Genomic DNA, 26,276 nt, shown 5'->3' with positions numbered 1-26,276 from the left:
CACGTCAGGCACCCAAGATCATTTCCTGTTCGCGAGTGTGACGCTCACTCCGTGCGGACTGTTCGGACGCGGCGGGTAACGAAATGATCTCTGGGATGGGCCGGAACGTGACCGGCGGCCGCGCGGTCGCCTTCGCCGGGCGGCCACGCGGCCCGCGGTTCGCGCGAGTGAGGCCGGCGCCGCCCCGCCCCGCCGGAGCCCTCAGAGGACGTCGGCGAGGCGGTCCACCTGGGCTGGATCGAGCCCGTAGCAGTACAGCATCACCTCGTCGGCGCCGAGATCGGCGAACGCGGCGATCGCGTCGCGGATCTCGCCGGGCGTGGTGAGCATCCCGGCGACCATCCGATCGGCCGTACCGGTGAACGCGTAGTACGCGCGCATGCGGGCGCGGGCGTCCTCGACCACGGCCGGGGAGCCGAGCGCGACGTTGACCTGCGCCACGATCCGCGGCTCGCCCTCGCGCCCGTACTCCTTCCAGAACGTACGGACGGTGTCGAACAGCCCGCCCGCCCGCGACGGCGCCGCGGCGGCGAGGAACCCGTCACCCCATCGCGCGACCCGTTCGAGCGCGACCGGCTTGAACCCGCCGAACAGCACCTCCGGCCCGCCCGTACGCGCGGGCGCGGGCCCGATCGGCCCGGCACCGTCCCCGTACGGCTCCCCGGCCCACACGCGCCGCAGCACCGCCAGCTGCCCGTCGAGACGACGACCGCGCGTACGCAGGTCGACGCCCGCGACCCGGTGATCGTCCTCGCGACCACCGATGCCGAGGCCGAGGACCAGCCGGCCCCCGGTCATCCGGTCGAGCGTGGCGGCCTGCTTGGCGAGCAGCGCGGTGTCGCGCAGCGGAGCCAGCAGCACCTCGGTCTGCACGCGGACACGGGACGTCGCCCCCGCGAGGACGGCGAGCGCCACCAGGGGCTCGGGATTGTCGAAGACGAGCCGGTCGAGCAGGCCGAGCGTGCTGAACGGCCCGGCGTCGGCGCGCCGCGCCCAGTCGAGCAGGAGAGCCGGGTCGCCGATGGGCAGACCGATACCGACGTTCATGACAGAGACCTCCGAGGGGAAGGGTCGACGAAGACAACCTGCCGCCCCTCCAGCACCTCATCGAGGTGGGACGCTCCCGCTCTGCGGCATACCTCTGGGTGAGCGCCTCGTTCGAAGTGATCACACAGTAGGCCGACCCCCGTCCGCTCGGCAAGCCAAATGATCACGCTAGGCCAGGCGAAGATAGACATTCAGAGCGGCGGATGGATCCGACGTCGCGTACAGGACAGGTACGGAGTCGAGGAACGGGCTGGTGGTGGACATGGATCGCCTCCCGGAAATGACTAGATCGAACCGCTCTCGATGCGGGTGGTGAGGGCGTTGGCGGCGTGACGTGACTTCACGACATGGACCTGGGCGTGATCGGCGTATTCGGCGATTAGCGACCGGACGCGGGGTGCCATGGTGCGGCGGTAGTTCCGCACGTACGTGATGAAGTTCCAGGTGATGCGGTCGTAAACACCGGTCTGATCGTTTTGGCCGCCACCGTGGCGGAGGCGACGCTGGGCGACGCCCCATAGGCAGGCGAGCGGTGACAGGTCGAGGAAGATGACGGTGTCGGCCCGCTCGAGCCGGATCGGCATTGTCGAGGCGTAGTTCCCGTCGATCACCCAGCGGTCGGCCGCGACGAGTTCCTCCTGGAGCGCGGCGAACTTCTCCTTCGGCAGGGTGTTCCACTCGTTGTCGTAGTAGGCGACGTCGAGGTGGGTGACGGGGACATCGAGCGTTGTTCCGAGCCTGCGCGCAATGGTTGTCTTGCCGCTTCCGCCGCACCCGATGATGGCGATCCTGTCCACGTTGCCGCAGGTTACCGGGGGAACCGGCGTGATCCCAGGACCTGGAGCCTCCCGGCCTCGGAAGTGCACCGCTCGCCGCCGCACCTGCGGCTACGCTGACAGCGGTGACCAACGACACCATGGGCACCTCGCGACTTGACCCCGCGCAGCTCCGGGCCGGCTTGGTCGACTACATCCGCAGGCGCGGCACGTTCCGTACCCCGCAGGTAGAGCGGGCGTTCCTCGCCGTGCCGCGGCACCTGTTCCTGGGAGGCGTCGACCTGGCGACCGCCTACGCCCCGCAAATTGTCATCACCAAACGAGCCCCCGACGGCAGCGCGATCTCCTCGGCTTCCCATCCGAACCTGGTCGCCACCCAGCTCGAGGACCTGGACGTCCACCCCGGCCACCGGGTGCTGGAGATCGGTGCGGCTACCGGCATCAACGCTGCCCTGATCGCCGAAGTGGCCGGCGACGCCGGTCGAGTCGTCACCATCGAGATCGACGAGGACCTGACCGCTGGGGCCCGCGCCGCGCTGGCCAGGGCCGGTTACCGCAACGTCGAGGTGATCTGCGGGGACGGCGCCGCCGGATATCCCGCCGGCGCCCCGTACGACAGGATCATCGTCACCGCCAAAGCGTGGGACATCCCCTCTCCATGGTGGGAGCAGCTCGCCCCCGGCGGACGGATCGTCGTGCCGCTGCGCCTGCACGGCAGCGGCCTGACCCGCTCGATCGCCTTCGACCTCGATTCTTCGGGCCGGATGGTCAGCAGCCACGCGCGCGTGTGCGGGTTCGTGCCCATGCGCGGCAGCGCCGCCCACGGCGACCACATCACCCAGCTCAGCCCCGACGTCGTCCTGAAACTGGACGCCCGCGACCCCCACGACGACGACCTGCTCACCCAGGCCCTCACCCACCCCGCCCATGAGCATTGGACCGGACTACGGGTCCGCGACGACGAACCGGTCGAACACCTCGACCTGTGGCTGGCCACCAGCGCCAGCCGGTTCGGCCGCCTGGCCGTCACCACCGCAGCCCGCGACAGCGGCCTGATCAACCCCGCCCGGCGCTGGGCCGGCGCCTGCCTGTACGACGGCGGCACGATCGCCTACATCGCGGTACGCCCCTGCAGCGAGGACGTCAACGAGCTCGGCGTGATTGCGCACGGGCCCGACAGCGTCAAGCTCGCCGCCAGCCTCAGCGACCTGCTGCACCAATGGGACAACGACCGGCCTTCCCAACCCATCATCACCGCGCACCCCGCCGGTACCCCTGGTGAGGAGCTCGCGCCCGGCATGCTCATCATTCGGCCCGCCACGCGGGTGACGATCAGCTGGTGACGAACCCCTGGGAGATGAGAACGCCCAGCCGTTAGGGCCAGGCACGGACGAGAGTGATCGCTCGCCCGCTAGCGCTCCCGCTCTGCTGCGTACCTCTGGGTGAGCGCCTCGTTCGAAGTGATCACACTGTGGGCCGGGCGCCGCTCACCCGTCGACCGAACAGGCTTCGACCGGCTCTTATCCCGCCCAGTAGGCTCTGGCCGCACCGACGGGGATGAGGAGGAGCTCGATGGGCCTCAGGGACCGCGTAGGCGACGTCCGGCGTACGGCCTCGGCCGCGCTCGACACCGGAGCGAAGGCGGCCCGGGTCACCGGCCGCGGCGCGGCCCAGGTCGGCGGCACCGCCGCCGCGAAAGCGCGGGACGGCAACGACTGGGTGCTGGAACAGCTCGCGTCCGTCCCGCCACCCGTCCTCCCCCTGACCGAGGAGTGGCGCCTGTCGATCGGCGCGATCATCGCCCGGCACCCGAAGGCCCCCCAGCTGATCGGCCGACTCCTGGCCCCGCTGGACAGGTTCGGCGCGATCGCGGTGGGCCCGGCCGGCATCGGCTTCGATGGCGACTACGTCGAGTGGGAACGCGTCACCGAGGTACGCACCCGCACGGTGACCGAGCTCGCCTGCGGCGCCATCTGGGACTTCGCGATCGACGACCTCCGCGACCGCCTCCCCCCGGTCCCCGGCCGCAAGTGGGCCGTCACCAAGGTCCTCCAGATCGTCATGGCCATGTCCGTGGACTTGGAGGACCGCATGGAGGACCCTCCGGAGGGCGAGCTCCCGGACCGGGTGGCCTGCGAGATCGTCTACCGGGGCAGGATCCGCAAGGAGAAGACCGTCACCGCCGGTCTGTTCTCCAGCCTCGCCCTATGCACGATGCCCCACATCGGCGAGGCCCTCGCCCTCACCGCCGCCGACCGCGGCGTCCCCGTCGTCAACGCCGCCCCCCACAAGACCCTCTCCGTCAACGAACGCGTGGCCACGCTCCGCAAACGCCGAGCCGCCCTCGCCGCCACCGCCGCCGAACTCAACGCCGCCGACCCTCCCGCCGACAGTGAGAATGACGATCTGGTTGACGACCGACCGGAAAGATCATCACGCTGATCGCTACTGCCGTCACTGCACGCCAGGAACGGGACGCGCATGCGCGGACGTGGCATAGCTGCGGCTCGAGGACGTCGAGCGTTCCGGAGGTCGGGGATGTTTCTATTGTGCTGGGCCATGTAGCGGTTGATGCATTAGCTTCGATGCTGCCTGGAAGCAGCGGACGACACCAGCGGAGACGGTGTGCCCATGAACGAGCGCGACACCGTAGTGGGGCGCCGTATGGCGGAGGCTCGGCGGCGCAAGGGGCTCTCACAGTTGCAGTTCGGAGACCTGATCGGGCGAAGTGAGAGTTGGGTGTCCAAGGTGGAGACTGGAGTGATACGCCTCGACAGTCTCAACCTCGCCCAGAAGATCTCCACTCTCCTCGGTGTCCGGCTGGCTCATTTGATCGCCCTGGATACGGGAGCCAGTGGCGAGGAGGAGCAGCCTGAGCAGCGGCAGAGCCTGAAGTTCATGCACCTGGTCATCAATCCGCGAGACTGGGAGATGTGGTCTGAGATGAAGCGTCGCTGGTTCTTCGGGCAGGCGGCCGCCTCGGTCATGGGAATGCTAGAGCTACTTGGCGGCTATCCGGCCAATCCGCGCGACCTCGGGGACCGGCTTGCAACGACTCTGTCGCAGCAACATCGTTTGGATACGGAAACTCTGAAGGGCTTAGAACAGGCCACACTCGGTTATCGCCAGGTTTATCGATCTTCCTCAGCGTTCTCGCTGATTGGACCAGCTTACGGAACGTTAAACGTACTCTTGGAGCTTGCTCCCGACGCTGGCGAGCACCGTGACCGAGTAGTGTCGATGATCGGGCAGATGGCCGCGCTGGTCGGCGTCATGTTGATGCTGGATTTAGGCGACTTCGAGTCCTCCCGGCAGTACTTGGCCGTCGCAGCGAGGGCAGGCCAGCACATCGACGACCCTGAGCTCCTGGCGTTCGCCCTTGGTTGTCGGGCGTTCCATTCCTCCTACGATGGTGACCTCAGAGCCGGCGTTGGCTTCGCCCGCGGTGCGCTCTATCTGGCAGAACGTGGGATCCACCCGGTCACTCACGGCTGGCTGTCGGCCGTTGCCTCAGAGATGCACGCTGCGTGCGGTGAAGACCGAAACTGCGAACGGCTGCTGGAGGAGGCCGACTCCCATCTTCAACGCGATGGCTCTGCGCGACCGTGGCTCGGCATCGGTGTGTTCAACGCAGACAAGGTGACCGCTTACCGCGGTGGTGGGCTCATGCGGCTCGGCCGGTACGCCGAAGCCCAGAACGAACTACTGGCCGCGCTCGGACGGCTGGATCCAGCACTGCGCAAGCATCGTTGCACTGCCCACATCGACCTTGCTGAGGCATACGTCCGGGACCGAAAGGTCGACGATGGCGCCGAACATGCTCTCGACGCGTTGCAGATCATCAGCGACACTCGGCACGCCGACAGTCTGAAGCGGGTAGCCAGGTTGTTCGAAACCGTCCGATCGACCCGGACGCCGACGGTCCGGCGACTCGGTGAGAAGCTGATCGAGCTGAAGGCGATCTCGTGATCGGAGGCTGAGAGTTGTATCGGGGACTGATCCTGGATTTCGGCGGAGTGGTCACCACGGATTTCTACGGAGCGATGCGGGCATTCGGCGTCCGGGAAGGTCTGGGGGAGGCCGCGGTCGAGAACGTCCTGCGTAACTCCGAGGAGGGCCGGGCGGCGCTGGCCCAAGTCGAGGATGGACGTATGCCGCAGCGTGAGTATGAAGCGACGCTGGCGCGACTCCTGGGCGTCGACGCCGACGGCCTGCTGGGCGAGATTCTCGCCGACCTACGGCCGTGCCGACCGGTCCTGGACCTGGTCGACCGTGCTCGTGCGGCGGGTAGCGCTACCGCGATCTTGTCTAACTCATGGGGGACTGGCAGCTATAACCCATACGACGGGTACGGACTGGAGGAAAGGTTCGACGCTGTCGTGATCTCCGACCGAGTCGGGCTCCGTAAGCCCGGAGAGGATATATACCAGCTCACTGCCGACAAGATGGGCATTCCACCCTCGGAGTGTGTCTTTGTCGACGACACCGCGCACAACCTGCCCCCGGCCGAACGGCTGGGCATGGCTGTAGTGCTCTTCGACGATGTCGAGGCAGGAATCGCTCGCATCGAACAGCTTCTTCAGCTCGGCTGAGCTGCGGCATCAGGAACCAGGCTCCTACCCCGTAACCCGGTTCCGGAATTGAAGGCTGCCGCCGTCTTACTGTCCAGGCGAAGGTCACCCTCACGGGAAGGCGGCCGATGAATAACGCCTGGAATGTGCACGAACTGATCGTTTCTCCATTCTCCGGTGACTACCTCGTGCTGCGGCCGGGCAGCCACAGCGGCCTGCGGCTCCCCCGCGACAAGTACCGGGAGCTCTGCCAGACGGCCACTGACGGCGGCCACGCGCCGATGTGGCTGGTCGATGCCGTACGTGGGGGCTGGCAGGTCGACATCAGTGACCGACCGCTCAACGAGACGGCCGTCGTACGGGCGGAATCGCCGTACGGGTATGTGCGGGCCACCTACGAACTCAACCTCGGCTGTAACTACGACTGCGAGCACTGCTATCTCGGGCTCAAGCGTTTCGAGGGCCTGGCCTGGCCAGAACGGGAGAAGCTGCTGTACATCCTCCGGGATGCCGGTGTGCTGTGGCTTCAGCTCACGGGCGGAGAGCCGATGATCGACAAGCTGTTCCCGGACGTCTACCGCACGGCCTATCGGCTGGGCATGATGCTGACGATCCTCACCAACGGCTCGAGGCTGGCCAACCCGAATATCCTCGAGCTGCTGACGACGCAGCGACCGCACGAAATCACGATCAGCGTTTATGGCGCGACGGAGACGAGCTACGACGGCTTGACCCGGCGGCGGGGTGCGTTCAAGGCGTTCAGCCGCGGGCTGACCGCAGCGCACGAGGCCGGCCTACCACTCAAGCTCAGCCTGATCATTACGAAGACCAATGCCCATGAGGTCGAGCAGATGCAGGCCATGGGCGACGCGCTCGGAGTGCCGCACCACCTCTACTTGAACATGGCGCCGACGATCTACGGCGGTGCAGAGACGCTGCCCGCGCAGTCCGTCGAGCATCTCCGGGAGCGCAAGCCGTTCACCGGCTGCAACGCCGGCCACAGCTTCTTCCACGTCGATCCACACGGCACGGCCAGCATCTGCAAGATCGGACGCAACCCCAATATCCCGCTCGTCGCGGAAGGCGTAGAAGGGCTTCGTCGGCTCGGAGAGATCGCAGACTCGCTCCTCCTCCGGCAAGGCGGATGCACCGGCTGCTCGCTTCAGAGCACGTGCGGCACCTGCATGCCGCTCGTGCAGCTCTACCGCAAGGCCAAAGCTCCGCTGGCGACCTACTGCCAGCACCGGGAATCGAGAGAGGGGGTAGCTGGATGACCATCGATCTTGTCATTGGACCCAAGCCGACTACGGCACTGTCCGAGCCCGAGTTCGTCGACGACCTCGACACGCTGGTCAAGACGGCCATGTGCTCGTGTAGTGCCGGCGACGACCAGCCGTACTGACCGTCGCCCGAGGGATAGGGCCGCCCTACGATGTCGCGGGGCGGCCCTTCGCCACGGCCAGCAAGGGGGACACATGGCGGTCGAACGCATCCACTGGGAAGACCTTCCTGCTGGGACCAGGGCAGCAGTCGAGGAGCGCACCGGCGCGGTGTGGTCGGCGAAGACCGTGTCCGAAGGGCTGAACTCCGCGGTGGCGGCCGTACTGGCTACCGAGGCCGGGCCTGTCTTCGTCAAGGGACTGCATCGCGACTACCCGCGGCGCTGGAACCAGGACATGGAGGCGGTGATCAACCCGTACGTCGCACATCTGTCGTCCCGGTTGCTGTGGCGGGTGCAGGGCGAATGGGACGTGCTCGGCTTCGAGATGATCGACGGCCGGCATGCCGACTACCGGCCCGGGTCCGCCGACCTGCCGAAGATCGTTGAAGCTATGACGGCGCTCGGCACGATCCAGTGCCCAGACCTGCCGGTGAAAGTGGCGGAACATCGCTGGCGGACGTACGTGGACGCGCCTGCGGATCTGGAATGGCTCAAGGGTGACCGGCTCCTTCACACCGACTACAACCCGCTCAACGTGCTGATCGCCGATGACCAGGCGTTGCTTATCGACTGGGCCTGGCCGACGAGGGGAGCCGGTTGGATCGATCCGGCATGCCTCATCCTGAGGCTGATCGGGAACGGGCACAGGGCGACCTCAGCAGAACAGGTAGTGGAAAGCCTGCCCGCCTGGCAGGCCGCGCCAGCGGAGGGACTAGTCGTCTTCGCACAAGCGTGCGAGAGGATGTGGGAAGAGATCGCCAACGGCAATTCGGCGGAGTGGATCAGGAACATGGCTAATGCCGCCCGAGCGTGGGCGGCACATCGGCGGGTCATCACGTGTTAGTGGTGGCCGGTGGAGCTATGGGGCATCGGCAGAGTATCCCCGCTGCTTAGCATCGATATGACGCGTTGAATGAAGCAGGAGAATTCGATCATCGTCAACATCACCCTGCCGTGACCTTTGCGTAGTGAAAGACGTCCGCAGGGAGTTCATAGGCTAGTTGCCAGCGGACGCGCATCGGGCGTTCCCCCTCATGGCTCTCGTACGTCATCGGGCCTGCGTAGGTAAATGGGTCGCCTTTGTACTCGCGGATGAAGAGATGGACGCTCGACCCTCGGTCCGCGTGGTGGATGTACCGCTGACCGGTCTCGGAGCTCTCGCGGGTGAGATGCTGGGACTCCCACTGGAACTCTGTAGGACTGATAGCTCGGTCGCTGTACATCGTCTGCGGTGAGAAGTGATCTTCGGTCTTGTTGATCGTTACAAAGAAGATGTCGGCTTGCTCTTCAGGCATCCAGCGCACGCCTGCCACCCACGATCGTGGCTTCTCCATGCCGAACGCAGCCAGAATCTCGTCCTTGGTGTAGGTGGCGTGGAGGCGAAGAGGGATGTGGCTTGCCTCGGCCAACGGAGGGGTGATGCGGTGAAGACGCGCTCGTAGCACCTCAGTGATCTCTAGGACTTCATCCCTGCGAGCCGGGTTCCGCCAGAAACGCGCAAGATTCCGGGCGAGGGCGCTCAGCGGCAGGCTGCTGTCCACAGATGCATGAAGCATCGCTAGAAGGCGCCGTCGGCGATGATCGAAGGTTGCCGGCCGAGGCGGTTCGTTTTGTGAGAACACATCGCGGACGAAGCCGATCCGCTCAGGATCGTCGATGTGCAGCATCCGACCGATCGCGGAGGCGAGACTACGGTCATCCTTAGGATCTGTCGGAATCCTTTGCTCAAGACCAGCTTCGCGGCGAAGGCCGACCCAGCCTCCTCGCGAGCCGGAGTAAAGATCCTCAAGTTCGAGCCCGCTTTCGTCGAGGAAGCCGGCCAGGCTCCGCTCCGCCGAGCTGCGCAGCTCAGCGAGGATCGCCTTCTTGTTAGCGTTGAGTGCCTGCTTGAGGTTCTCCAGCACCAGCTTGCTGACCTCGCGATCGAGGTCGATATGGCAGCCGGCTGGCAGGGTGGGGAACCCGTCATGGATGTCGCGTTCGAGCTGGCGGGGACTGTCACCCGTAAGCGCTCGGTACCGCAAGTCGAAGCGGAAGTTGACGTTCTGACGCCCAACGAAATCCAAGACCGTGAGACATGGCTTGTCATCGGCGAAGCGCAGGCCTCGGCCGAGCTGTTGGAGGAAGACGGTGGCGCTCTCGGTGGGGCGGAGGAAGAGCACTGTGTCGATTTGGGGCACGTCAACGCCCTCGTTGAACAGGTCGACCGTGAAGACAACGTTGATCTCCCGGTTCCGCAGGTCGATGAGCGTTTGCTCCCGCGCGCTCCGATCAGTCGCGGAGGTGACCGCGACTGACGGGATACCTGCCTGGTTGAAGCGCGTCGCCATGAACTCCGCATGCGCGATGCTGACGCAGAAGCCGACGGCACGCATGTCGCGGACGTTGGCGAGCTTGTCCGCCAGCGCCTTGATCACCATGGAGACACGCGCGTCGTGGCCGGTGTAGAGGTTCGTCAGCTCTGCGATGTCGTAGCCGGTGCCACGTCGCCATGTGATCTGAGACAAGTCAGTGGCATCGTGGATCCCGAAGTAGTGGAATGGGACAAGGAGGTCTCGTTCCAGCGCTTCCCACAGCCGAAGTTCCACGGTCGGCTTACCGCCGTCGAACCAGTGAAGGATGTCGGCACCGTCTGTGCGTTCTGGGGTAGCGGTGAGGCCGAGCAGCACCTTCGGCTTCAGGTGATCAAGCAGCCGGGTATAAGTTGCCGCCTCCGCGTGGTGGAACTCGTCGACGATCACCATGTCGAAGTGGTCCGGTTCGATGTCGAGGCGGGATAGCGACTGGATCGAGGCGAAGACGTGTCGCCACTCCTGCGGTCGCTGGCCATCGACGAGCAGTTCCCCGAACGATCCGTCCTGCAGCGTCTGCCGGAAGGTCAAGAGACTCTGCTGCAAGATCTCCTTGCGATGCGCGACGAACAGGAGCGACTCAGCAGCGCCTTGAGCTCGCAGCCGCTTGTAGTCGAGCGCGGCAACGACAGTCTTGCCGGTGCCGGTCGCCATGACGGCGAGGTTCCGCCAGTGGCCGTGTAGCTTGCGTGCTGCCTGGACCTCGTCCAAGATCTCGCGCTGGTAGGGATAGGGCGTAACCGCAATGTTGGTGATCTGAAGTGGGAGGTCAGTGGGTCCCCCAGCTTCCTTCTTGAGAGCTTCGTCGAGTCGCTGGGTATCCCGGCTCGGGACGTACGTCTCGAAGGAGGGATCTGCCCAATATTCATCGAAGGTCGCCTGGAAGGTGTCGAGCAGGTGCGGTTGCTCCGCGCGGGCGAGCCGGACGTTCCACTCCTTACCGTCTGTCAAAGCTGTCTTGGACAGATTCGACGACCCGACGTATGCGGTGTCCAGCTGCGAAGCACGGCGAAACAGCCAAGCTTTAGCGTGGAGCCGAGTGGTGCGCGTTTCATAGTTGATCTTGACCTCGGCGCCCATGCCGACGAGCCGATCGAGCGCCCTACGCTCGGTGGCGCCGATGTAGGTCGTCGTGATCACCCGCATCCTGCCGCCTCGTTCGATGAAACGCTGAAGGCTGTCATCGATCAGCCGCAGGCCATGCCACTTGATGAACGCACAGAGCAGATCAACCTGGTCAGCAGAGTCGAGTTCCTTGACTACCTGCCGGCCGACTTGGGGTTGTTCGTGCCCGTTGACGAGGAGAGCGCTGGTCGAGAGAGGGATGTCGGGTCGGTCGGGGAACGCAACGGTCCCGTCAGGTCGCCGGCTAGCAGCCACCGCGAGCAGCACCTCATGTCCATCAGCGACGAAGTCGTCACTGGTCACCGCATCAGCCATGACAGAGGCGATGGCCTCCGCGATCCGATTGGCCATCGCCACCTGTGCTGCCACCGGGTCTCGTCCGTTGTCTGCCTCGCGGGCGAGCTTCAGAGCCCGGCTTACAAGCTGAGATAGGTGTCGGCCGAGGATCGCTCCCGCATCCTCATCACCTAGCCGCTTACGGTGCACAAGATCATCGCTGATGCACTGAAGCTGTCTACGGACAGCCGTGGTGATGAGGTGCTCGTAGACACCGGGCTGAGCTTCTGGCATGGCGGCACTGTACGCGGCGTCGTTACCAGGGCGAAGACCAAGATCGGCGATTTGCATGCACTCGGGGTGGATTTGCCCTAAATTGTTCTCCGCATGTGCACAGCGAGGGACATGGGGGAAGCTGCGACCATGATCAACATTTCCGTAAGTGGTGACGGCGCTGCAGACGAGCTCCGCTCGCTGTTGCAGTGGCTGCGTGACGATCCGGATATCAGGCACGATGCGCTTATCTCCCTATCCTCAGACTTGCCTGAGCCTGGGAAGATGGGTGCATCCTTCGAGGCCATCAAAATGGTGCTCGATGAGGGGTTCCAGGTGGGGAACTTCGCTCTTGCGTTCGCCAGCTGGTATTCCACGCGCCGTAATCATCGCACCGTCACGATTGAGCGTGACGGGATTAAGGTAACCATAGACGGCGCCGATCCTGAGATGGCTGCCAAGATATACTCGGCTATCGGAAAGGTCGAGTCGTGACGCTGCCAAGTGGTGCCAAGTCGCGAGCCGTCCTCGTGGGTGTTAGCGAGTACTCCATTCTTGGGTCCCTGCCTAGCACATCGAACAATATCGATTCGCTTCAAAGGGTCTTCTGTAGTCAGGGTATTTGGGGCCTACCGCCGCAAAACTGTAAGCTTGTTCGTGACCCTCTGACAAACCCTGAAATGCTGGATCCTCTCAGAGAGGCGGCACATGAGGCGACTGATACACTGATCTTTTACTTTGCGGGTCACGGCTTCATTGATCAGAAAGGTCAGCTCCACCTCGCGCTCTGTGACTCTGATTCGCAGCGTCCATATACCGCAGTCTCCTACGACCACGTTCGCGACCTCCTCCTAGAGGGTCGAGCCAAGCGCACGATAGTTATTCTGGACTGCTGTTACAGCGGGCGCGCTATCGGCGCAATGTCGGACTCGGTAGGCGCTGTCGTCGACCTTGCTGACATAGATGGTGCCTATATCCTCGCTGCGACGTCCGCGGATAAGCAGGCAATTGCGCCTCTTGATGGTGACCTGACGGCGTTCACGGGTGAATTGATAAAGCTCATCGACGCTGGAGTGCCAAACGGTCCGGAAGAGATAACCCTGGATGATATTTATAGCCACCTGAGGGATAGTATGCGGAGCAAGGGCTTGCCCTTGCCGCGTAAGCGTAGCTACAACCAGATAGGCCAGCTTCCTCTCGTCAAGAACCAAGGGATCAAGAAGAATTCAAGAGTCTCGATAGCTGCCTTCGGTCATCAATACAGGGGAATTGAGGTGGGGGCCGTCTTCCCTGATCGCCGGTCGCTGTATGACGCCCACATCCATCGGCAGTTGCGGGCTGGTATCTGCGGCTCTGCTGCCCGGGGAGGTGCTGAATCAATCGTTGTATCTGGCGGCTATAAAGACGACCAAGATTTCGGGAGTGTGATCATCTACACGGGGCATGGCGGGCGCGACCAAGACACAAAGCAACAGGTTAAGGATCAGGACCCGACGGATCCCGGTAATGCGGCCCTGCTGAGAAATATCGTGACTGGTCTGCCGGTGAGGGTAATTCGGGGGGCTGGTGGCGATCCTAATCACTCTCCTCCGGTGGGTTTCAGATATGACGGCCTATTCTCTGTAGGAGAATACTGGACCACTAAGGGATTGGATGGATTTCGCGTTCTACAGTTTCGGCTCGAGCAGCTCCAGAGTGACGGTGGCATCGGCCGATCTCGTAACGTGGCCCCCAATCAATGGGAGCTTGTCTCAAATGATGTATATCAGGACCGGCGTATAGCCGAATCGGTCATGCGGGTGCATGATTATGAATGCCAGGTGTGCGGTATTTTTCTCGAGATTCCGGGCGGAATGCGGTTCGCGCAAACGCTACATCTTCGCGGATTGAGCGCACCCCACCACGGGCCGGACATTGCAGAGAACATCCTGTGCTTGTGCCCGAATCATCGCATGCTTATTTCGTTGGGCTCGTTCGTCATCAATGACAACTATGCTGTGATTGATGAGGATGGAGAAGTCGTTGGTGATCTGCGTGTGAAGCGCAATCACCGAGTCGGGTTGGAATACATAAGGTATCACCGGGCGCTGCACCGCCCGTAACGGCCAGTGATCGAAGATTAAGCAGGGCGTCTTCCTGACTATCCGGCTACTCCTACCTCAACGCACTGGCCGTTCGAACTAGATCGGCTGCTCTTGCGCCAATCGATCTGGGGCAAGTCATTCATCGTCTGTCTCTTCCCTTACTTGATACTCGTCGGCCACGCGGATTATCAGCTTTCTGGTGGCGTCTGGACTGATTGCGACAGCTCTGAGGTGTTCGTAGAGTCCAGTGTAGCGATGTACGTCTGCTTCCTCTTCGAGGAAAAGGTTGCCGGCCATGCTGTCGATGTAGACAACAGCCGGATCGCCGGAAAACTGAAGTACGACGAACGATCCCGGCATGCCGGGGTGCGCGCCAACGTTGAACGGCACGACTTGGAGCGTGACGTTCGGCCGCTCCATGGCCGAGACCAGGTGCAAGAGTTGATCACGCATCACGGCTGGGCCACCAACCGCGCGGTGGATCGCTGCCTCGTCGCAGATCGCCCAGAGACGGAGCGCTGGGTCGCGGTCCAGGATCGCTTGGCGTTCCATCCTGACCTGGACTCGCCGGTCGACCTCTTGTCGGCTCAGGGATGGCATGCCGCCGGGGATGACGGCGCGGGCATAGTCCTCGGTCTGGAGTAGGCCAGGGATGTAGAGGCTCTCGTAGTTCCAGACACTCCGCGCTTCGTTCTCGAACTCGATGTAGGTGCTGTACTCCTCGGGCAGCTCGTCCGTGTACGCCTGCCACCATCCGGATTGCGACGAGTCCTTGAGGAGTCTGGTGAGGGCTCGCTGCTCGTCCGGCTCGACCTCGTACAGCGTCAGCATGGCGGCGAGCGTGCGTGCCTGTGGACGGACCTTGGCTTTCTCGATCCGGTAGAGCGTGGCCTTGTTGATTCCGGTGGCTTCTGCGACGTCTTCTCTACTCAGGCCGCGGGCTGTACGTAGGCGGTTCAGGCTTCCGGCCAGGCGACGCAACCGGACGGTGGGGTGCGGGTGAGCGGGCATGGGGGACCTCCCGGAACGAAATGCAACCTGAATCCTATGCAACAGGTTGCATTGATCTCTGATGCAGGTTCACACTGAGCACCCGAGAACTTACCGAGTGTGGTGATCGCATGAGGCCAACCGTGGCTTTCTTCCCGAACCAGCAGGACCAGGCCGTCAACCTGGCTGCCGCACCGAACGCCGTCCCCCTCGCCCGCCGCCTGGTTGCCGAGGTGGCTCGGCACTGGCACCTCCCGACTGAGCTGATCCACGACACGGAGACGATCGTGTCCGAGCTGGCCACCAATGCGCTGAAGGCGACCAATGCCTTCCACCAAGCCATGGGGATCACCGAGATCGGCCGTATTCGCCTACGCCTCAAGTGGACGAGCCCCAGCCTCTTCACCGAGGTCTGGGACATCAACCCAGTCCTCCCGACCAAGCGTCAGCCGAACGACCTCGACCTAGACGGCCGGGGGCTGGGAATCATCGAAATGCTCAGCGCGCGCTGGTCGGCTGTGCACTGCGAGGAGGGCGGCAAGATCGTATGGGCCGAACAACGTCTCTGCTCGTATTAGCGGTGTCGTAGCGCATCACCGCGTTCCCTATACGCGGTCCCCGGCAGCCTCGCCTTAGTCGACAACCACGGCGCTTCGATCTCCACCGGGCGAGGTCGGTGAACCTCGAAGAACTCGACAGTCACCAGCTGATCGCGGAGCTGAGCGCCGGGACGCCGGCGGTCTCGGCTGTGAGCCAGTCTGTGGCGGCGGTTTCGCGTTCCTGGATCGTGAGGATGCCTTCGGCGGCGCGGGTCTCGTACGGCAGCCAGTCGATCGCCAGTCGCCGGGCGACCCAGTCCACCACCGACCGGACTCGCGGGATCTCGGGGTCGTCGGTGTGGCCGTTGGGCACGAAGTACAGGTCCATGCCCTGGCGGACGAGGTCGAGGAGTGGGACGCCGCGCTGGAGTCCGACCGAGAGCGTGACGGCGTAGAGGTCCATGAGGCCGGTCTGGGTCTGGCCCTGCTTGCCCCACTGGATGAACACCTCGCCGAGCGTGCCGTCCTGGCGGCCGTTGGCGGTCAGGGCGAACCGCTCTCCGCCGATGGTGACCGTGGTGGTCAGGCCGGTCCGGCGCCGGGGCAGGTGCTGCCGTTGGTGCCGAGGGCTCGGGGGGTGGGTCACATTCGCCTCCATGACCGGTTCCACGATCGGTGGGAGAGCCGCTGAGTCCGGCTCCTCCCGGGGTGCTCGGGGAGCCTACTGAGCCGGGCGGTCGCGGCACGGGACGGCTCGCCGACGTCCTCGAAGGAGCGGGGTCGTACGCTCGCGCCATGGAACTCGAAGATCTTCCGACGATCGAGCTCGCGTTTCCCGGGCCGCTGCGGGACAGCGGCGTGGCGGCGATCCTGGAGGGGCGGAAGACGGCGATGACCGGGCTGCTCGAGATCTACGAGCACTCCGGGGAGGCGGTGCCGGAGGCCGGGCAGCGGTTCGCCGTGCTGGACTCCGACGGGCGGCCGGCGGTCGTGATCGAGCTCGTCGAGGTGCGCGTCATCCCCATGAAGGAGATCGACGACGACTACGTACGCGCGGAGGGGCGCGGGTACGCCGACGCGGCGGAGTGGCGGGCGATGCATGAGGAGTTCTTCCAGAGCGAGGGTGTAAGCGCGTTTTTGGGGCACACACCGGTGATCGACGATGGAACACTCGTCGTCGCCGAGCGCTTCCGTGTGGTCGAGCCCGGCGGTCCCGGCCGGTCTTGACCGGCGAAGCAGCCGATCGTGGAGTTCCCATGACGTTGCTCGTACGCCTGCGGCCCAACGGGCCGTACCTTCTGTTCACGCTGGCCGCCGTGGCGGTGCTGGTGTTCGGGCTGGTCCGGGCCGACCTGCTCGGCACGGTGGTCGCCGTCTGCGGCGGCGTGCTGCTGGTGCTGTTCGGCGGCCCGGTCCTCGTCAGCACGGTGTTCCGGGTGCCGGTGCTGGCGGTCGACGAGAGCGGAATCCGCCTCCCGCTGATGGGTGTGCGGCTGAGCTGGGACGAGGTGGTCGACGTCCGGCGCTCCGCCGCCCTGCGCGGCAATCGGTCCACTCCCGTACTGCTGATCGTGCCCACCGCACCCGAGGTGGTCGTCGACCGGGTACGGCCGTGGCTGTTCCGTGAGGCGCGCGGCAACCTGGCGCGGTACGGGACCCCGATCGTCCTGTCCGACCGGTCCCTCGACCACTCGCTCGACGACATCGCCGCCGCCGTACGTCGTCAGTGGCCGGGAAACGGCGTCAGGGGAGAAGCCGGTTCACCATCTGCTCGATGAGGTCGTCGGTCGAGTAGGGCTCCAGGATGGCGGGGACGGTGAGGTCGTCCACGATCAGCCCGAACATCGCGAAGTAGAGCAGCGCGACGCCGGTGCGGTCGCCCGGCAGGCCCGCGGTCAGGTGGTAGTCGACGACCTGCCGGTTCTCCTCGGCGAGGAAGCCGCTGAGTTCGGTGTGCAGGTCGGCGCGGCGGGTGGCCTCCAGGCGCAGCTCCAGCATGGCGAGGTTGCCGGCGCGGTCGTTGCGCATGCGGGTCAGCAGTTGGCGCATCAGCTCGGCGGCCAGCTCGTGTGACGGTGCCTGCTTCATGGTCTCGGCGAGGGCCTCGGGGTCCGGGGTGAGGCGTTCGCGGGTGCGGCGCATCACCTGGGTGAGCAGCTCGTCCCGGTTGGCGAAGTAGTTGGAGGCGGTGCCGGTGGGCACGCCCGCCTCCTTGTCGATGGCGCGCAGCGTCAGGCCGCGCGATCCCTCCCTGGCCAGGACGTCGATTGCGGCGTCGAGGAGCGCGGTGCGCCGGGCCGGGTTCTGTCGCATGGAAAGCCTCCGCAGGGAACTGGTTGACACTACTGCAACTGCAGTACTACGGTGAAACCACTTCAATCAGAGTACATCAGTTGAAGCGTTGCACTCCAGGGAAGGCTTCACCTTGCGCAAGCTCGTGTACTACATCGCCACCACCCTCGACGGTTTCATCGCCGGACCGGACGGCGCCGACCCCACCGGCCCGGACGGCTTCTGGCCCATCTCCGCCGACTACCTCGAGCACCTCGTGGCCCACTATCCCGAGACCCTGCCCGGGCCGGCCCGCGCAGCGCTGTCGATCACCGCCGAGGGCACGCACTTCGACACCGTCCTGGAAGGCCGCCGAAGCTACGAGATCGGGCTCAAGGCCGGGATCACCGACGCCTACCCCCACCTGCGGCACCTGGTCTTCTCCCGGACCCTCACCGAGAGCCCCGACCCCGCCATCGAAGTCCTCGCCGCCGACCCCGTCCAGACGGTGCGGGAGCTCAAACGCGAGAACGGCAAGGACATCTGGCTGGTCGGTGGCGGCGAGCTCGCCGGCGCCCTGTACGGCGAGATCGACCGGCTCATCCTCAAGGTGGGCCCGCTGACCATCGGCACCGGAATCCCACTGTTCTCCCATACGGCCGCGTTCGACCCGCGCAACTGGAAACTGACCGATCACACCGTGCTCGACAGCGGCGCCGCGTTCCTCACCTACGACCGTCCCACCGACCCCGGCGAGTGAGGTGACCATGACGACCCTCCCGTTGGCGACCCGGCCCTCTGCGGCACGCCGGGTCGCCGCGGCTCAGGGGGAGAAGGCGTGAAACCGGGCGGGTGGTTCGCTCGTCGGATTCACGTTCGTGAATTCCCGGCGGAAGGTGGGCGATGGACGCGGCGAGTGCGGCGGAGCTGCTGGCCCGGATGTTCGGTGAGGGGCACGGCCTGGCCTGCCGGCTCGACGGCAACGTCGTCGAGCTGCCGGACGCCGGGCTGCGGGTCGCGGTGGACACCCCGGACCTGCAACCGAACGGCGTGATCGTACGGGTGCCGATCGGGGTGAACCATCCCGCGTGGGGTGACGTGTTCGCCTGGGACCAGGCCGTCGGTGTCGGCGGGGACGACCGGCATCCGGTGGCCGCCGCGGCGTACGAATGGCTGCACCATGTCTTCCCGGTCTTCGCCGCGTACGCGCTGCCCGGTCACGAGCTCGCCGCGAACGTGCACACCGAGACGCGCAACGACGGGCGGCGCCCGGCGCGGATCCACTACGGGCCGATCGCGATCCGGAACTTCGGCGGCCTGGGCGAGGTGACGCAGCGGGCGGTGGCGGACCGGTCGCCGACGATGGTCGTCGCCGAGCGGCTGTTCGACGGGTACGCGCTGCCGGACCGGCCGCTGTGGTGGTACACCTTCGCGGCGCGCATGCCGGACGGCCCGATCGAGGAGGTGACCCTCGTCAACGGCGACGGCGGGGACTCCCTCCGGGGGATCTCCGACCACCTGCCGTGGGAGGGCCACGGGTCGGTCAAGTCCTGGGCGCTGCTCGTGCCGGGACCGATGATGCCGTTCACCCAGCCACCGGTCGGCTGAGCGCGGTCAGGCCCGCTCGGGGGCGGGCCGCTCGACCTCGGCGGGCGCCAGGTCCTGGGTGCCGATGACGGAGAGCAGTTCGAGCTTGGCGGCCCCCTCGGTGCCGGGCGGGGCGGTGAACCACAGCAGGCGCTGGCGGCCGTCCTCGCTGAACAGGCTGTGGCAGTCGACCTCGATGACGCCGAGCGCCGGGTGGACGATCCGCTTGTGGTCGGTACGGCGCACGGCGACGTCGTGGGTGTCCCACAGTCCGGCGAACTCCTCGCTGCGGCGCCGCAGCGAGGCCACCATCGTCGCCACCTCGGGGTCACGGCCGCGGCGGGCGGCGACGGCCCGCAGGTCGGCGACGAGCGTCCGCGAATGGTACGCGTGGTCCTCGGGCGGATGGATGCCCCGCGTGTCGGGGTCGGTGAACCAGCGGTGGACGAAGCTCGCCGCCGGACCCCGCATCGTCGGTTGGCGGCCGATGAGGGCGACGGCCGGTTCGTTCTGGGCGAGGGTCACGTGCAGGTCGGTGATGACCTGGGCGGGCGTGGTGGCGAGCCGGTCCAGCAGGCCGAGGAGCGCGGGCTGGGCCTGCGCGGCCGGGCCGTGCGCCGCCGGGATGCGGCGGTCGGCGAGGTGGAACAGATGGTCGCGTTCGTCGTCGTTCAGGCGGAGCGCGCGGGCCAGGGCGGCCAGAGCCTGGGCCGAGGGCTGCGCGCTGTTCCCGCGTTCGATCTCGGTGTAGTAGTCCGCCGACAGGCCGGCGAGCTGCGCGACCTCCTCGCGGCGCAGACCGGGCACGCGGCGCCGGGGGCCGGTGGGCAGGCCCACGTCGGAGGGCCGGACCCGGGCGCGCCGGGACTTCAGGAACGCGGCGAGTTCGGGGAGGTTCACGCTCCCCATCCTGTCCCGTGCGCCGCGATCGTAACCAGGGGTCGTCAACCCCTGGGTGAACGCAGCCCTGGCCGGCGGCCGCGCGCCGCCGCATCGTTGGGGGAGCAGACGGGACGCGAGTCCCCGTTCCACCAGCTGAGGAGTTCGCATGTCGTTCACAACACCGCTGCCGCAGGCCGAGCAGACCTCCGGGCGCCCGCGGGTGGCCATCGTCACCGGTGGCTCGCGGGGCATCGGCCGGGATACGGCCGCCCGGCTGGCCGCCGACGGGTTCGCCGTCGTGGTCGGGTACGCGGGCAACCGCGACCTGGCCGAGGCCGCCGTCAAGGAGGTCGCCGCGGCCGGGGGCCGGGCGGTCGCCGTCCAGGCCGATGTCGCCGACGAGCACCAGGTCGCCGCGATGTTCGAGAAGGCCGAATCCGAGTACGGCGGCGTCGACGTCGTCGTCAACGCCGCCGGGCGGATGGATCTGTCCCCGATCGCCGACCTGGACCTGGCCGTCCTCGACGCGATGCACCGCACGAACATCCGCGGCGCCTTCGTCGTCGCCCGGCAGGCCGCGCGCACGCTGCGTCCCGGCGGGTCGGTCATCCTGTTCTCCACCTCCCAGGTCGGGCTGGCCTTTCCCGCGTACGGCGGGTACGTCGCGAGCAAGGGCGCCGTCGAGGCCCTCACCCGGGTCCTCGCCCAGGAGCTCGGCGACCGGAACATCACCGTGAACACGGTCGCCCCCGGCGCCACGGCCACGGACATGTTCCTCGACGGCAAGGACGAGGAGACCATCGCCCGCGTCGCCGCGCAGACCCCCCTGAACCGGATCGCCGCCCCCGCGGAGGTCGCCGAACTCGTCGCCTTCCTCGCCTCCCCGGCAGGTCACTGGGTCAACGGCCAGGTCGTACGGGCCAACGGCGGCATCATCTGACCGGCCGCCGTCGGCCGCCGCCGGCTGGAACGGCGGCGGTGGCGAACCCGGCGGCGAGCCGGGCCACGGACGCGCCCGAACTGGATCGGAACCAGATCGTCTATAACAAGACTATCTGCTAAGGTCTCTCCTACTTCGTCACAGCGGAAGGACATGATCCAGATGAGCGACGACACGACCGAGTACCGCCCCGGCCAGGGGCCCGGCCCGCGCGCACTCACCGAGGAGGAGGCCGCCCGGCTCCTCGGCGCACAGCGGTTCGGCGTGCTGGCGACCCTGAAGCGCGGCGGACAGCCGCACCTGGCCTCGATGGTCTACACCTGGGACCCGGAAGAGCGGATCATCCGGTTCACGTCGATCGCCGACCGCATCAAGGTGCGCCACCTCCTCAAGGACCCGCGCGCGACGTTCCATGTGCAGGGCGAGACCGTCCTGTCCTACGCGGTGGCCGAAGGTGAGGCGGAGGTCTCCGAGGTCACGACACGGCCCGGTGACGCCGTCGGCCGGGAACTGCGGTCGCTGTTCGGGATCACCGACCCGGCGGACGAGGCGGAGTTCTTCGAGCGGATGGTGCGCGACCGGCGTCTGGTCATCAGACTGCGGGTGTCGCACCTGTACGGAACGGCCCTGGACGGTCCCGTCGCGCCATAGCCCTCAACGGGCTCGTTACGGCGTGTTGAACCACTGCGGGGTGTCGAGGCGGAACACGTCGGACGGGGTGACCTTGCGCAGGTCCTCCACCATGGCCCGCAGCCGGTCCTCGCCGATGGTCTCGGCCCACTGGTCGCGCAGCCCGTCGAAGATCTGTTCCGACCGCTCGAGCGCGTCGTAGGCGTGCGGGGTCAGCGTGTAGGTCTTACGGCGCGCATCGCCGGGATCGTGCCCGGGCCGCACGTAGCCGAGCCCCTCCAGCATGTCGATGGTCTTGCCCGCCGCCTGCTTGGAGACGCCGAGCGCCCGGCCCAGGTCGGCGGCCGTGGTCCCGTACGGGCCGCCGGCTCGCATGATGGCCTGGAAGACGAACCCGTGCATGGGCCGCATCTCCGGATGGCCCTGCCGGGCGAGCTCCTCGTGCAGTTCGTCGATGAGCATGCGAAACCCCAGCAGCAGCCGCAGCGGCAGCTCGAAGCCCTGCAGATCGTTCGACAAGATGGGCGACCTCGTTAACCATGTAGACAACGACCTTGTCTACATTATTGGTGATGTGAACCGTGGCGCTCGTCCTAACGAGGCCAGACCCTCGTGGATCGCCTGACCGGCGGCCTCCGAGACCACGATCGGCGATCCTCGACGAAACGGCATTGAACCCGGTGCCGGCGTCGTGAACCGGCGAGTGCGTGAACTTTGTCGCCGGTGCCCGCGTCTTCACCTGTACGAGAGGCGTCGACGGGACCGTTCCACGCACCTGTCCGGTGATTCTGTCCCTCCGCCCGGTGCCATAGTCGAGGAGGTCGCGCCGTGAACGACGCGTCGCAGGAATCGCAGGACGACGCGGGGCACGAGACCTCCGGGCCGCCGTCGCCGGGCGACCCCGACGGCGGTCCCGAACCCCAGGAGGAGACGGGCACCCCCACCGCCGACGACGCCGAACCCGGCGCGCGGCCCCGGCCCGAGCCCGGCCAGGAAGAGTCCCCGGACCCCGAGGGCGCCACCGACCTCGGCCAGGAGGACTCCCCGGACCCCGGAGACGCCACCGCCCCCACCTCCCACGACACCGCCGAACCGGAGCCGGAGCCCGAACAGTCCCCCCCGGCGACCGGACCCACCGCGGAACACGACGACACCCCGGACCCGGACACCGAGGACGAGGACGAGGAGAACGCCGAACACCCGCCGCCGCCCCCCGAGCCCACCGAACACCCGGCGTCACTCTTCGAGCCCACCCGTCGCCCGGCGCCACTCTTCGACCCCGCCTACCGCGCGGTGCCGTCCTCCGAGCCCACCTCCGCCGAAATCGCCGCCGAGGCCGTCCCTGATGAGGACGCGACGGACACCGCCGAGCACGTACGGCCCCAGCCGGCGGACGAGCCCGAACACCCGCGCCCCGAAGCCAACGAGCCCCACGCGGACACGACGGCCCCGGAGCCCGAGGAGCCCGGGGAGCGGCCCATCCCGTACCAGGACCACACGGTCATGGACCTGCCCCAGCAGTCGTATCCCCCGCGCCGGAGGACGAGCCCGGAGCCCCCGCCGACCGCGCCGCACCGGCCCACTCCACCCGAGCCGCGCCCCCCGCGCCCCGCTCCATCCGAGCCGCGTTCCCCGCACCCCGCTCCGGCGCCGGTTCCTCCGCCGCGTACGCCGGACGCCGACCGTGGGCCGGACGTGGAGGCGCCCGTGCCTCCGCGGTACCCGGCCGCCTCCGCGTACTCCACGGCACCCGCGACCGTCGAACAGGTGCTGCCCGCACGCCGCCCGGCCGCCCCCGCGGACTTCGCGTCGACGACGCAGCGCGACGGCGTGCCCATGATCACGCCGCCCGCGGTGGCGACGACGTCGTACCCGGCGGCGCCGACGCGGACGCCACCACCGCCCCCGCCTCCGGCGATCTCGTCCGGGCCCATGCGGCCGCCCCTGACGGAGGCGCCGGCGCAGCCCGCCGCGCAGCTCCCCCCGGCGGAACCCCCCGTACGGAAGCGGCGGCGCGGCCGCCTGATCGTCGCCGTCATCGCCCTCGTGCTGCTCGCGGGCCTCATGGCCGGTCAGCTCGTACGGCCCGTGCCCGCGCCGAAGCTGCGCCTCACGCTCTCGGCCACCCGGTACACCTTCGGCGGCCCCGCCCTCGACCTGCCCTGGCCGGACCAGGGCCAGGCGACCCTGTACGCGGAGGGCCTCGGGTCGATGGGGTCCTCCGGCGGGCAGTCGCCGACCCCGACCGCCAGCGTCGCGAAGGTGATGACCGCGTACGTCGTCCTCCACGACCACGCGCTGCGGGCGGGCGAGGACGGCCCCGCGTTCCAGATCTCGGCGGAGGAGGCCGCCCGGCTCCCGGAGCGTAAACAGCGCGGCGAGTCGCTCGTCGAGGTCGTCGCCGGGCAGGAGTTCACCGAGCACAAGGCGCTGGAGGCGCTCCTCATCGTCTCGGCGAACAACCTGGCGCACGAACTGGCCCGCTGGGACGCCGGTGACGAGCAGGCGTTCGTCGAGAAGATGAACGCCGCCGCCCGGTCCCTGGGCATGACCTCCACCACGTACACCGACCCCAGCGGGTACGACTCCCAGACGGTCAGCACCGCGGCCGACCAGGTCAAGCTGCTGACCGCGGCGATGAAGCTCCCCGCCTTCGCCGAGATCGTCGCCATGCACACCTACGAGCCGAACGACGGGCGTCCGTCGCGCTCCGGCGGTGACATCCTCGTCGGCCGGCACGGCGTGATCGGCGGCAAGACCGGCTACACCGACGCGGCGGGCGGCAACTTCGTCTTCGCCGCGCGCAAGCGGATCGGGAAGACCACGACGACGATCATCGGCGCCGTGATGGGACAGCAGTCACCCAGCGCGATGGGCGCGATCGAGGCCGCCCAGCGGCTCGTCGTCGGCGCCGAGAACGCCTTGACCTCCGTCACGCTCGCCAAGGCCGGTTCCCAGGTCGCGCTGGTCGACGACGGCCTGGGCGGGCGCGTACCCCTGCGCGCCTCCGCCCCGGTCACGGTCGTCGGCTGGAGCGGGCTGACCGTGCCCGTCCACGTCACCGGCGACCCGCCCCACCAGGCCGCCGAAGGCACCCGTGTCGGAGCGGTACGAGCGGGCTCCGCGGTCACCCCCCTCACCCTCGACCGTGACCTGAACAAGCCCTCCATCCTCGAGCGCCTCCGCCGTCTCGCCTGAATTCGCCCACGCGGGCGTGGAACGGCCGACCGCCCACACCGCCCGGCGCGCGCGGACTCCCTTGCGTGGACGTGGAACGGCGGCCGGGGGCGCGGCGCCGGCGCGGGGACGTCTTCGCCCGCCCGCGCGGACGCTCCGCGTGGGCGGGACCGGTCGCCGGACGCCCGTACGTGCCGTCCGGTGGCCGGGCTACGGCAGCAGCTTCACGCGGACCGCCGCGCCGTGCACCGGGGGCGCCCCGGAGGCGGCCAGGCGGCCACCGTCCTGCCACGTGTACGTGACCGTGGCGGGAGGCAGAGAGGGACAGCACTCGGGGTCCCGCTCCGCGTAGTGCAGATAGGTGACTCGGAACGAGCCGGGCCCGGCGGTCACGCCCCGTACGGCGTCGGTCTCGGTGCCGGTGTCCCAGCCGAGGAACCGTGTGCCGTGCCAGAAGAAGACGAGCTGCCCCTTGCCGTCGGCCGTCGGGTACCTCTGGCCGATCACGGCGGTGAGCGTGCCGCCGTGCCGGTCCGACGTGGTCACCGGCGGGCGGACGCTGGCGAAGTGGGTCGACGGGTCCGCCGCCTCGACGGTACGGGTCAGCACCCGCCGGATGGCGGCCCGGTCCGGAACCCCGGCGGAGGGAGCGGCGGCACTGGCCGTACGGGTCGCGGGCGCCGACTGGGGAGAGGAAGGTACGGGGCTCGGCGCGGACCAGGCCGGCGTCGCCGGGGACGCGGACTCCGGTGGCCGGATGGCGGTCCGCTGCTCCGACCGGCAACCGGCCGCGGCGGTGACGGCCACGAGGACGGCGGCCAGGAGGGCGACGGCCGTCACCCGGGGCCGTACGAGGGAGGCGTCCTCGTCGATCACGGCATCTTCCCCGGCATCCGGTCGTCCTGCTACGACAGTGAAGATCGTAGAACGCGTGAAGGAGGCCGGCGGGGGCCACCGTGGAATCGTCGCGGGGGAGGCCGGGTCCCGGCGGCCGGTCGGTTCCCGTACTGCCGGGTCTCCGTGCGCTCGAGCCGGCCGAGGCCCTGAGGAGCGGGTGCCTGTGCCGGCGAACGCCCGTACTGCGAGCGGTCCGGTGCGGTGTTCGCGGATCGGCCGGGGCCGCTCGTCGGGGATCGCGAATCTTCTCCGGTGCGGGAGGTTTGGCCCTCGAAGCACGGGGGTAGAGGAAAGCGTGACCTGCGGATCTTTACGCGTCGGCGGCGGGATTTGACCATGCTGCCGCAGGCACGTATGGTTTCCGTTGCCCGCAGGGGAGCGGGACGCCGAGAGGCGGCCGGCCCCGCGGAAGACACCCC

General features: G+C 67.4%; 27 protein-coding genes. 17 read left to right on the top strand and 10 right to left on the bottom strand.

All coding sequences use genetic code 11. The annotated features are described in order from the left end of the window. Positions 1–201 precede the first annotated feature (201 nt). Complete coding sequence (locus NE235_RS28825; protein ID WP_252808419.1) at positions 202–1,047, bottom strand: LLM class flavin-dependent oxidoreductase; 846 nt, start codon at positions 1,045–1,047, stop codon at positions 202–204. Between the two features lie 284 nt (positions 1,048–1,331). Further along, the gene (locus tag NE235_RS28820; RefSeq protein ID WP_252808418.1) at positions 1,332–1,844 is read right to left on the bottom strand and encodes a P-loop NTPase family protein; all 513 of its coding nucleotides are present in this window, start codon (positions 1,842–1,844) and stop codon (positions 1,332–1,334) included. A gap of 104 nt (positions 1,845–1,948) precedes the next feature. On the opposite strand from NE235_RS28820, the gene fxlM reads away from it, so the two are divergent. The 7 genes from fxlM to NE235_RS28790 all read left to right on the top strand — a co-directional run bounded on the left by fxlM (position 1,949) and on the right by NE235_RS28790 (position 8,679). After that, positions 1,949–3,166 (top strand): methyltransferase, FxLD system, encoded by a 1,218-nt coding sequence (fxlM, locus tag NE235_RS28815; RefSeq protein WP_252808417.1) that lies wholly within the window; start codon positions 1,949–1,951, stop codon positions 3,164–3,166. Between the two features lie 229 nt (positions 3,167–3,395). Then, entirely contained in the window at positions 3,396–4,265 is an 870-nt protein-coding gene (locus NE235_RS28810) for a hypothetical protein (RefSeq protein ID WP_252808416.1), read from the top strand. Between the two features lie 189 nt (positions 4,266–4,454). Further along, complete coding sequence (locus tag NE235_RS28805; RefSeq protein WP_252808415.1) at positions 4,455–5,792, top strand: helix-turn-helix domain-containing protein; 1,338 nt, start codon at positions 4,455–4,457, stop codon at positions 5,790–5,792. Positions 5,793–5,806: 14 nt separating this feature from the next. Further along, positions 5,807–6,415, top strand: coding sequence for an HAD family hydrolase (locus NE235_RS28800; protein ID WP_343885554.1), 609 nt, complete (start codon positions 5,807–5,809; stop codon positions 6,413–6,415). Between the two features lie 107 nt (positions 6,416–6,522). Next, a complete protein-coding gene (locus tag NE235_RS28795; protein ID WP_252808413.1) occupies positions 6,523–7,668 on the top strand; it encodes a radical SAM protein in 1,146 nt (381 codons plus the stop codon). Beyond that, positions 7,665–7,796, top strand: a complete 132-nt coding sequence (locus NE235_RS37780; RefSeq protein ID WP_289849355.1) for a hypothetical protein — start codon at positions 7,665–7,667, stop codon at positions 7,794–7,796. The genes NE235_RS28795 and NE235_RS37780 overlap by 4 nt, the downstream gene beginning before the upstream one ends. 73 nt (positions 7,797–7,869) lie before the next feature. After that, the gene (locus NE235_RS28790; RefSeq protein ID WP_252808412.1) at positions 7,870–8,679 is read left to right on the top strand and encodes a hypothetical protein; all 810 of its coding nucleotides are present in this window, start codon (positions 7,870–7,872) and stop codon (positions 8,677–8,679) included. 100 nt (positions 8,680–8,779) lie between these two features. Here NE235_RS28790 and NE235_RS28785 read toward each other — a convergent pair whose 3' ends face one another. After that, positions 8,780–11,881 carry a DUF3427 domain-containing protein gene (locus tag NE235_RS28785; protein WP_252808411.1) on the bottom strand — a complete coding sequence of 1,034 codons (3,102 nt, stop codon included), beginning with the start codon at positions 11,879–11,881 and terminating at the stop codon, positions 8,780–8,782. 129 nt (positions 11,882–12,010) lie between these two features. On the opposite strand from NE235_RS28785, the gene NE235_RS28780 reads away from it, so the two are divergent. After that, positions 12,011–12,355: an effector-associated constant component EACC1 gene (locus NE235_RS28780; RefSeq protein ID WP_252808410.1), complete on the top strand. Its 345-nt coding sequence runs from the start codon at positions 12,011–12,013 to the stop codon at positions 12,353–12,355. Next, the gene (locus NE235_RS28775) at positions 12,352–13,962 is read left to right on the top strand and encodes a caspase, EACC1-associated type (protein WP_308206169.1); all 1,611 of its coding nucleotides are present in this window, start codon (positions 12,352–12,354) and stop codon (positions 13,960–13,962) included. Before NE235_RS28780 ends, NE235_RS28775 begins: the two co-directional genes overlap by 4 nt. A 38-nt stretch (positions 13,963–14,000) precedes the next feature. Here the strand turns inward: NE235_RS28775 and NE235_RS38795 are convergent, their stop codons facing one another. Both NE235_RS38795 and NE235_RS28770 read right to left on the bottom strand, forming a co-directional pair. Then, positions 14,001–14,087: a DUF397 domain-containing protein gene (locus tag NE235_RS38795; protein WP_406567652.1), complete on the bottom strand. Its 87-nt coding sequence runs from the start codon at positions 14,085–14,087 to the stop codon at positions 14,001–14,003. Continuing rightward, entirely contained in the window at positions 14,080–14,955 is an 876-nt protein-coding gene (locus NE235_RS28770) for a helix-turn-helix domain-containing protein (protein ID WP_252808409.1), read from the bottom strand. Before NE235_RS28770 ends, NE235_RS38795 begins: the two co-directional genes overlap by 8 nt. A 122-nt stretch (positions 14,956–15,077) precedes the next feature. On the opposite strand from NE235_RS28770, the gene NE235_RS28765 reads away from it, so the two are divergent. Continuing rightward, positions 15,078–15,512 (top strand): ATP-binding protein, encoded by a 435-nt coding sequence (locus NE235_RS28765; RefSeq protein WP_252808408.1) that lies wholly within the window; start codon positions 15,078–15,080, stop codon positions 15,510–15,512. Between the two features lie 121 nt (positions 15,513–15,633). On the opposite strand, the gene NE235_RS28760 is transcribed toward NE235_RS28765, so the two are convergent. Beyond that, positions 15,634–16,119, bottom strand: a complete 486-nt coding sequence (locus NE235_RS28760) for a TSCPD domain-containing protein (protein ID WP_252808407.1) — start codon at positions 16,117–16,119, stop codon at positions 15,634–15,636. A gap of 149 nt (positions 16,120–16,268) precedes the next feature. Here NE235_RS28760 and NE235_RS28755 point away from each other — a divergent pair, with 149 nt between their 5' ends. Both NE235_RS28755 and NE235_RS28750 read left to right on the top strand, forming a co-directional pair. After that, positions 16,269–16,700: an ASCH domain-containing protein gene (locus NE235_RS28755; RefSeq protein ID WP_252808406.1), complete on the top strand. Its 432-nt coding sequence runs from the start codon at positions 16,269–16,271 to the stop codon at positions 16,698–16,700. A 29-nt stretch (positions 16,701–16,729) separates the two neighbouring features. Then, complete coding sequence (locus NE235_RS28750; RefSeq protein ID WP_252808405.1) at positions 16,730–17,251, top strand: hypothetical protein; 522 nt, start codon at positions 16,730–16,732, stop codon at positions 17,249–17,251. On the opposite strand, the gene NE235_RS28745 is transcribed toward NE235_RS28750, so the two are convergent. Next, positions 17,217–17,786: a TetR/AcrR family transcriptional regulator gene (locus NE235_RS28745; RefSeq protein ID WP_252808404.1), complete on the bottom strand. Its 570-nt coding sequence runs from the start codon at positions 17,784–17,786 to the stop codon at positions 17,217–17,219. The genes NE235_RS28750 and NE235_RS28745 overlap by 35 nt on opposite strands. A 112-nt stretch (positions 17,787–17,898) precedes the next feature. Between NE235_RS28745 and NE235_RS28740 the strand changes: the two genes are divergently transcribed. Both NE235_RS28740 and NE235_RS28735 read left to right on the top strand, forming a co-directional pair. Continuing rightward, positions 17,899–18,504 carry a dihydrofolate reductase family protein gene (locus tag NE235_RS28740; protein ID WP_252808403.1) on the top strand — a complete coding sequence of 202 codons (606 nt, stop codon included), beginning with the start codon at positions 17,899–17,901 and terminating at the stop codon, positions 18,502–18,504. A gap of 143 nt (positions 18,505–18,647) precedes the next feature. Further along, positions 18,648–19,352: a hypothetical protein gene (locus tag NE235_RS28735; protein WP_252808402.1), complete on the top strand. Its 705-nt coding sequence runs from the start codon at positions 18,648–18,650 to the stop codon at positions 19,350–19,352. A 6-nt stretch (positions 19,353–19,358) separates the two neighbouring features. Here the strand turns inward: NE235_RS28735 and NE235_RS28730 are convergent, their stop codons facing one another. Beyond that, a complete protein-coding gene (locus NE235_RS28730; RefSeq protein WP_252808401.1) occupies positions 19,359–20,240 on the bottom strand; it encodes a helix-turn-helix transcriptional regulator in 882 nt (293 codons plus the stop codon). 139 nt (positions 20,241–20,379) lie between these two features. On the opposite strand from NE235_RS28730, the gene NE235_RS28725 reads away from it, so the two are divergent. Next, complete coding sequence (locus tag NE235_RS28725; RefSeq protein ID WP_252808400.1) at positions 20,380–21,153, top strand: SDR family oxidoreductase; 774 nt, start codon at positions 20,380–20,382, stop codon at positions 21,151–21,153. Positions 21,154–21,315: 162 nt separating this feature from the next. Then, positions 21,316–21,804, top strand: a complete 489-nt coding sequence (locus NE235_RS28720; RefSeq protein ID WP_252808399.1) for a TIGR03618 family F420-dependent PPOX class oxidoreductase — start codon at positions 21,316–21,318, stop codon at positions 21,802–21,804. A 15-nt stretch (positions 21,805–21,819) separates the two neighbouring features. On the opposite strand, the gene NE235_RS28715 is transcribed toward NE235_RS28720, so the two are convergent. Then, positions 21,820–22,302 (bottom strand): MarR family winged helix-turn-helix transcriptional regulator, encoded by a 483-nt coding sequence (locus NE235_RS28715; protein WP_252808398.1) that lies wholly within the window; start codon positions 22,300–22,302, stop codon positions 21,820–21,822. A gap of 309 nt (positions 22,303–22,611) precedes the next feature. Between NE235_RS28715 and NE235_RS38390 the strand changes: the two genes are divergently transcribed. Continuing rightward, entirely contained in the window at positions 22,612–24,981 is a 2,370-nt protein-coding gene (locus NE235_RS38390; protein ID WP_252808397.1) for a D-alanyl-D-alanine carboxypeptidase family protein, read from the top strand. A 189-nt stretch (positions 24,982–25,170) separates the two neighbouring features. On the opposite strand, the gene NE235_RS38385 is transcribed toward NE235_RS38390, so the two are convergent. Next, positions 25,171–25,836 (bottom strand): LppP/LprE family lipoprotein, encoded by a 666-nt coding sequence (locus NE235_RS38385; protein WP_252808396.1) that lies wholly within the window; start codon positions 25,834–25,836, stop codon positions 25,171–25,173. Positions 25,837–26,276 lie beyond the last annotated feature (440 nt).

The sequence above is a fragment of the Actinoallomurus spadix genome (assembly GCF_024055725.1).
Classification (GTDB): domain Bacteria; phylum Actinomycetota; class Actinomycetes; order Streptosporangiales; family Streptosporangiaceae; genus Actinoallomurus; species Actinoallomurus spadix.
Note: the sequence above shows the minus strand (reverse complement) of the source record. Positions and strands in the feature narration are given on the sequence as shown.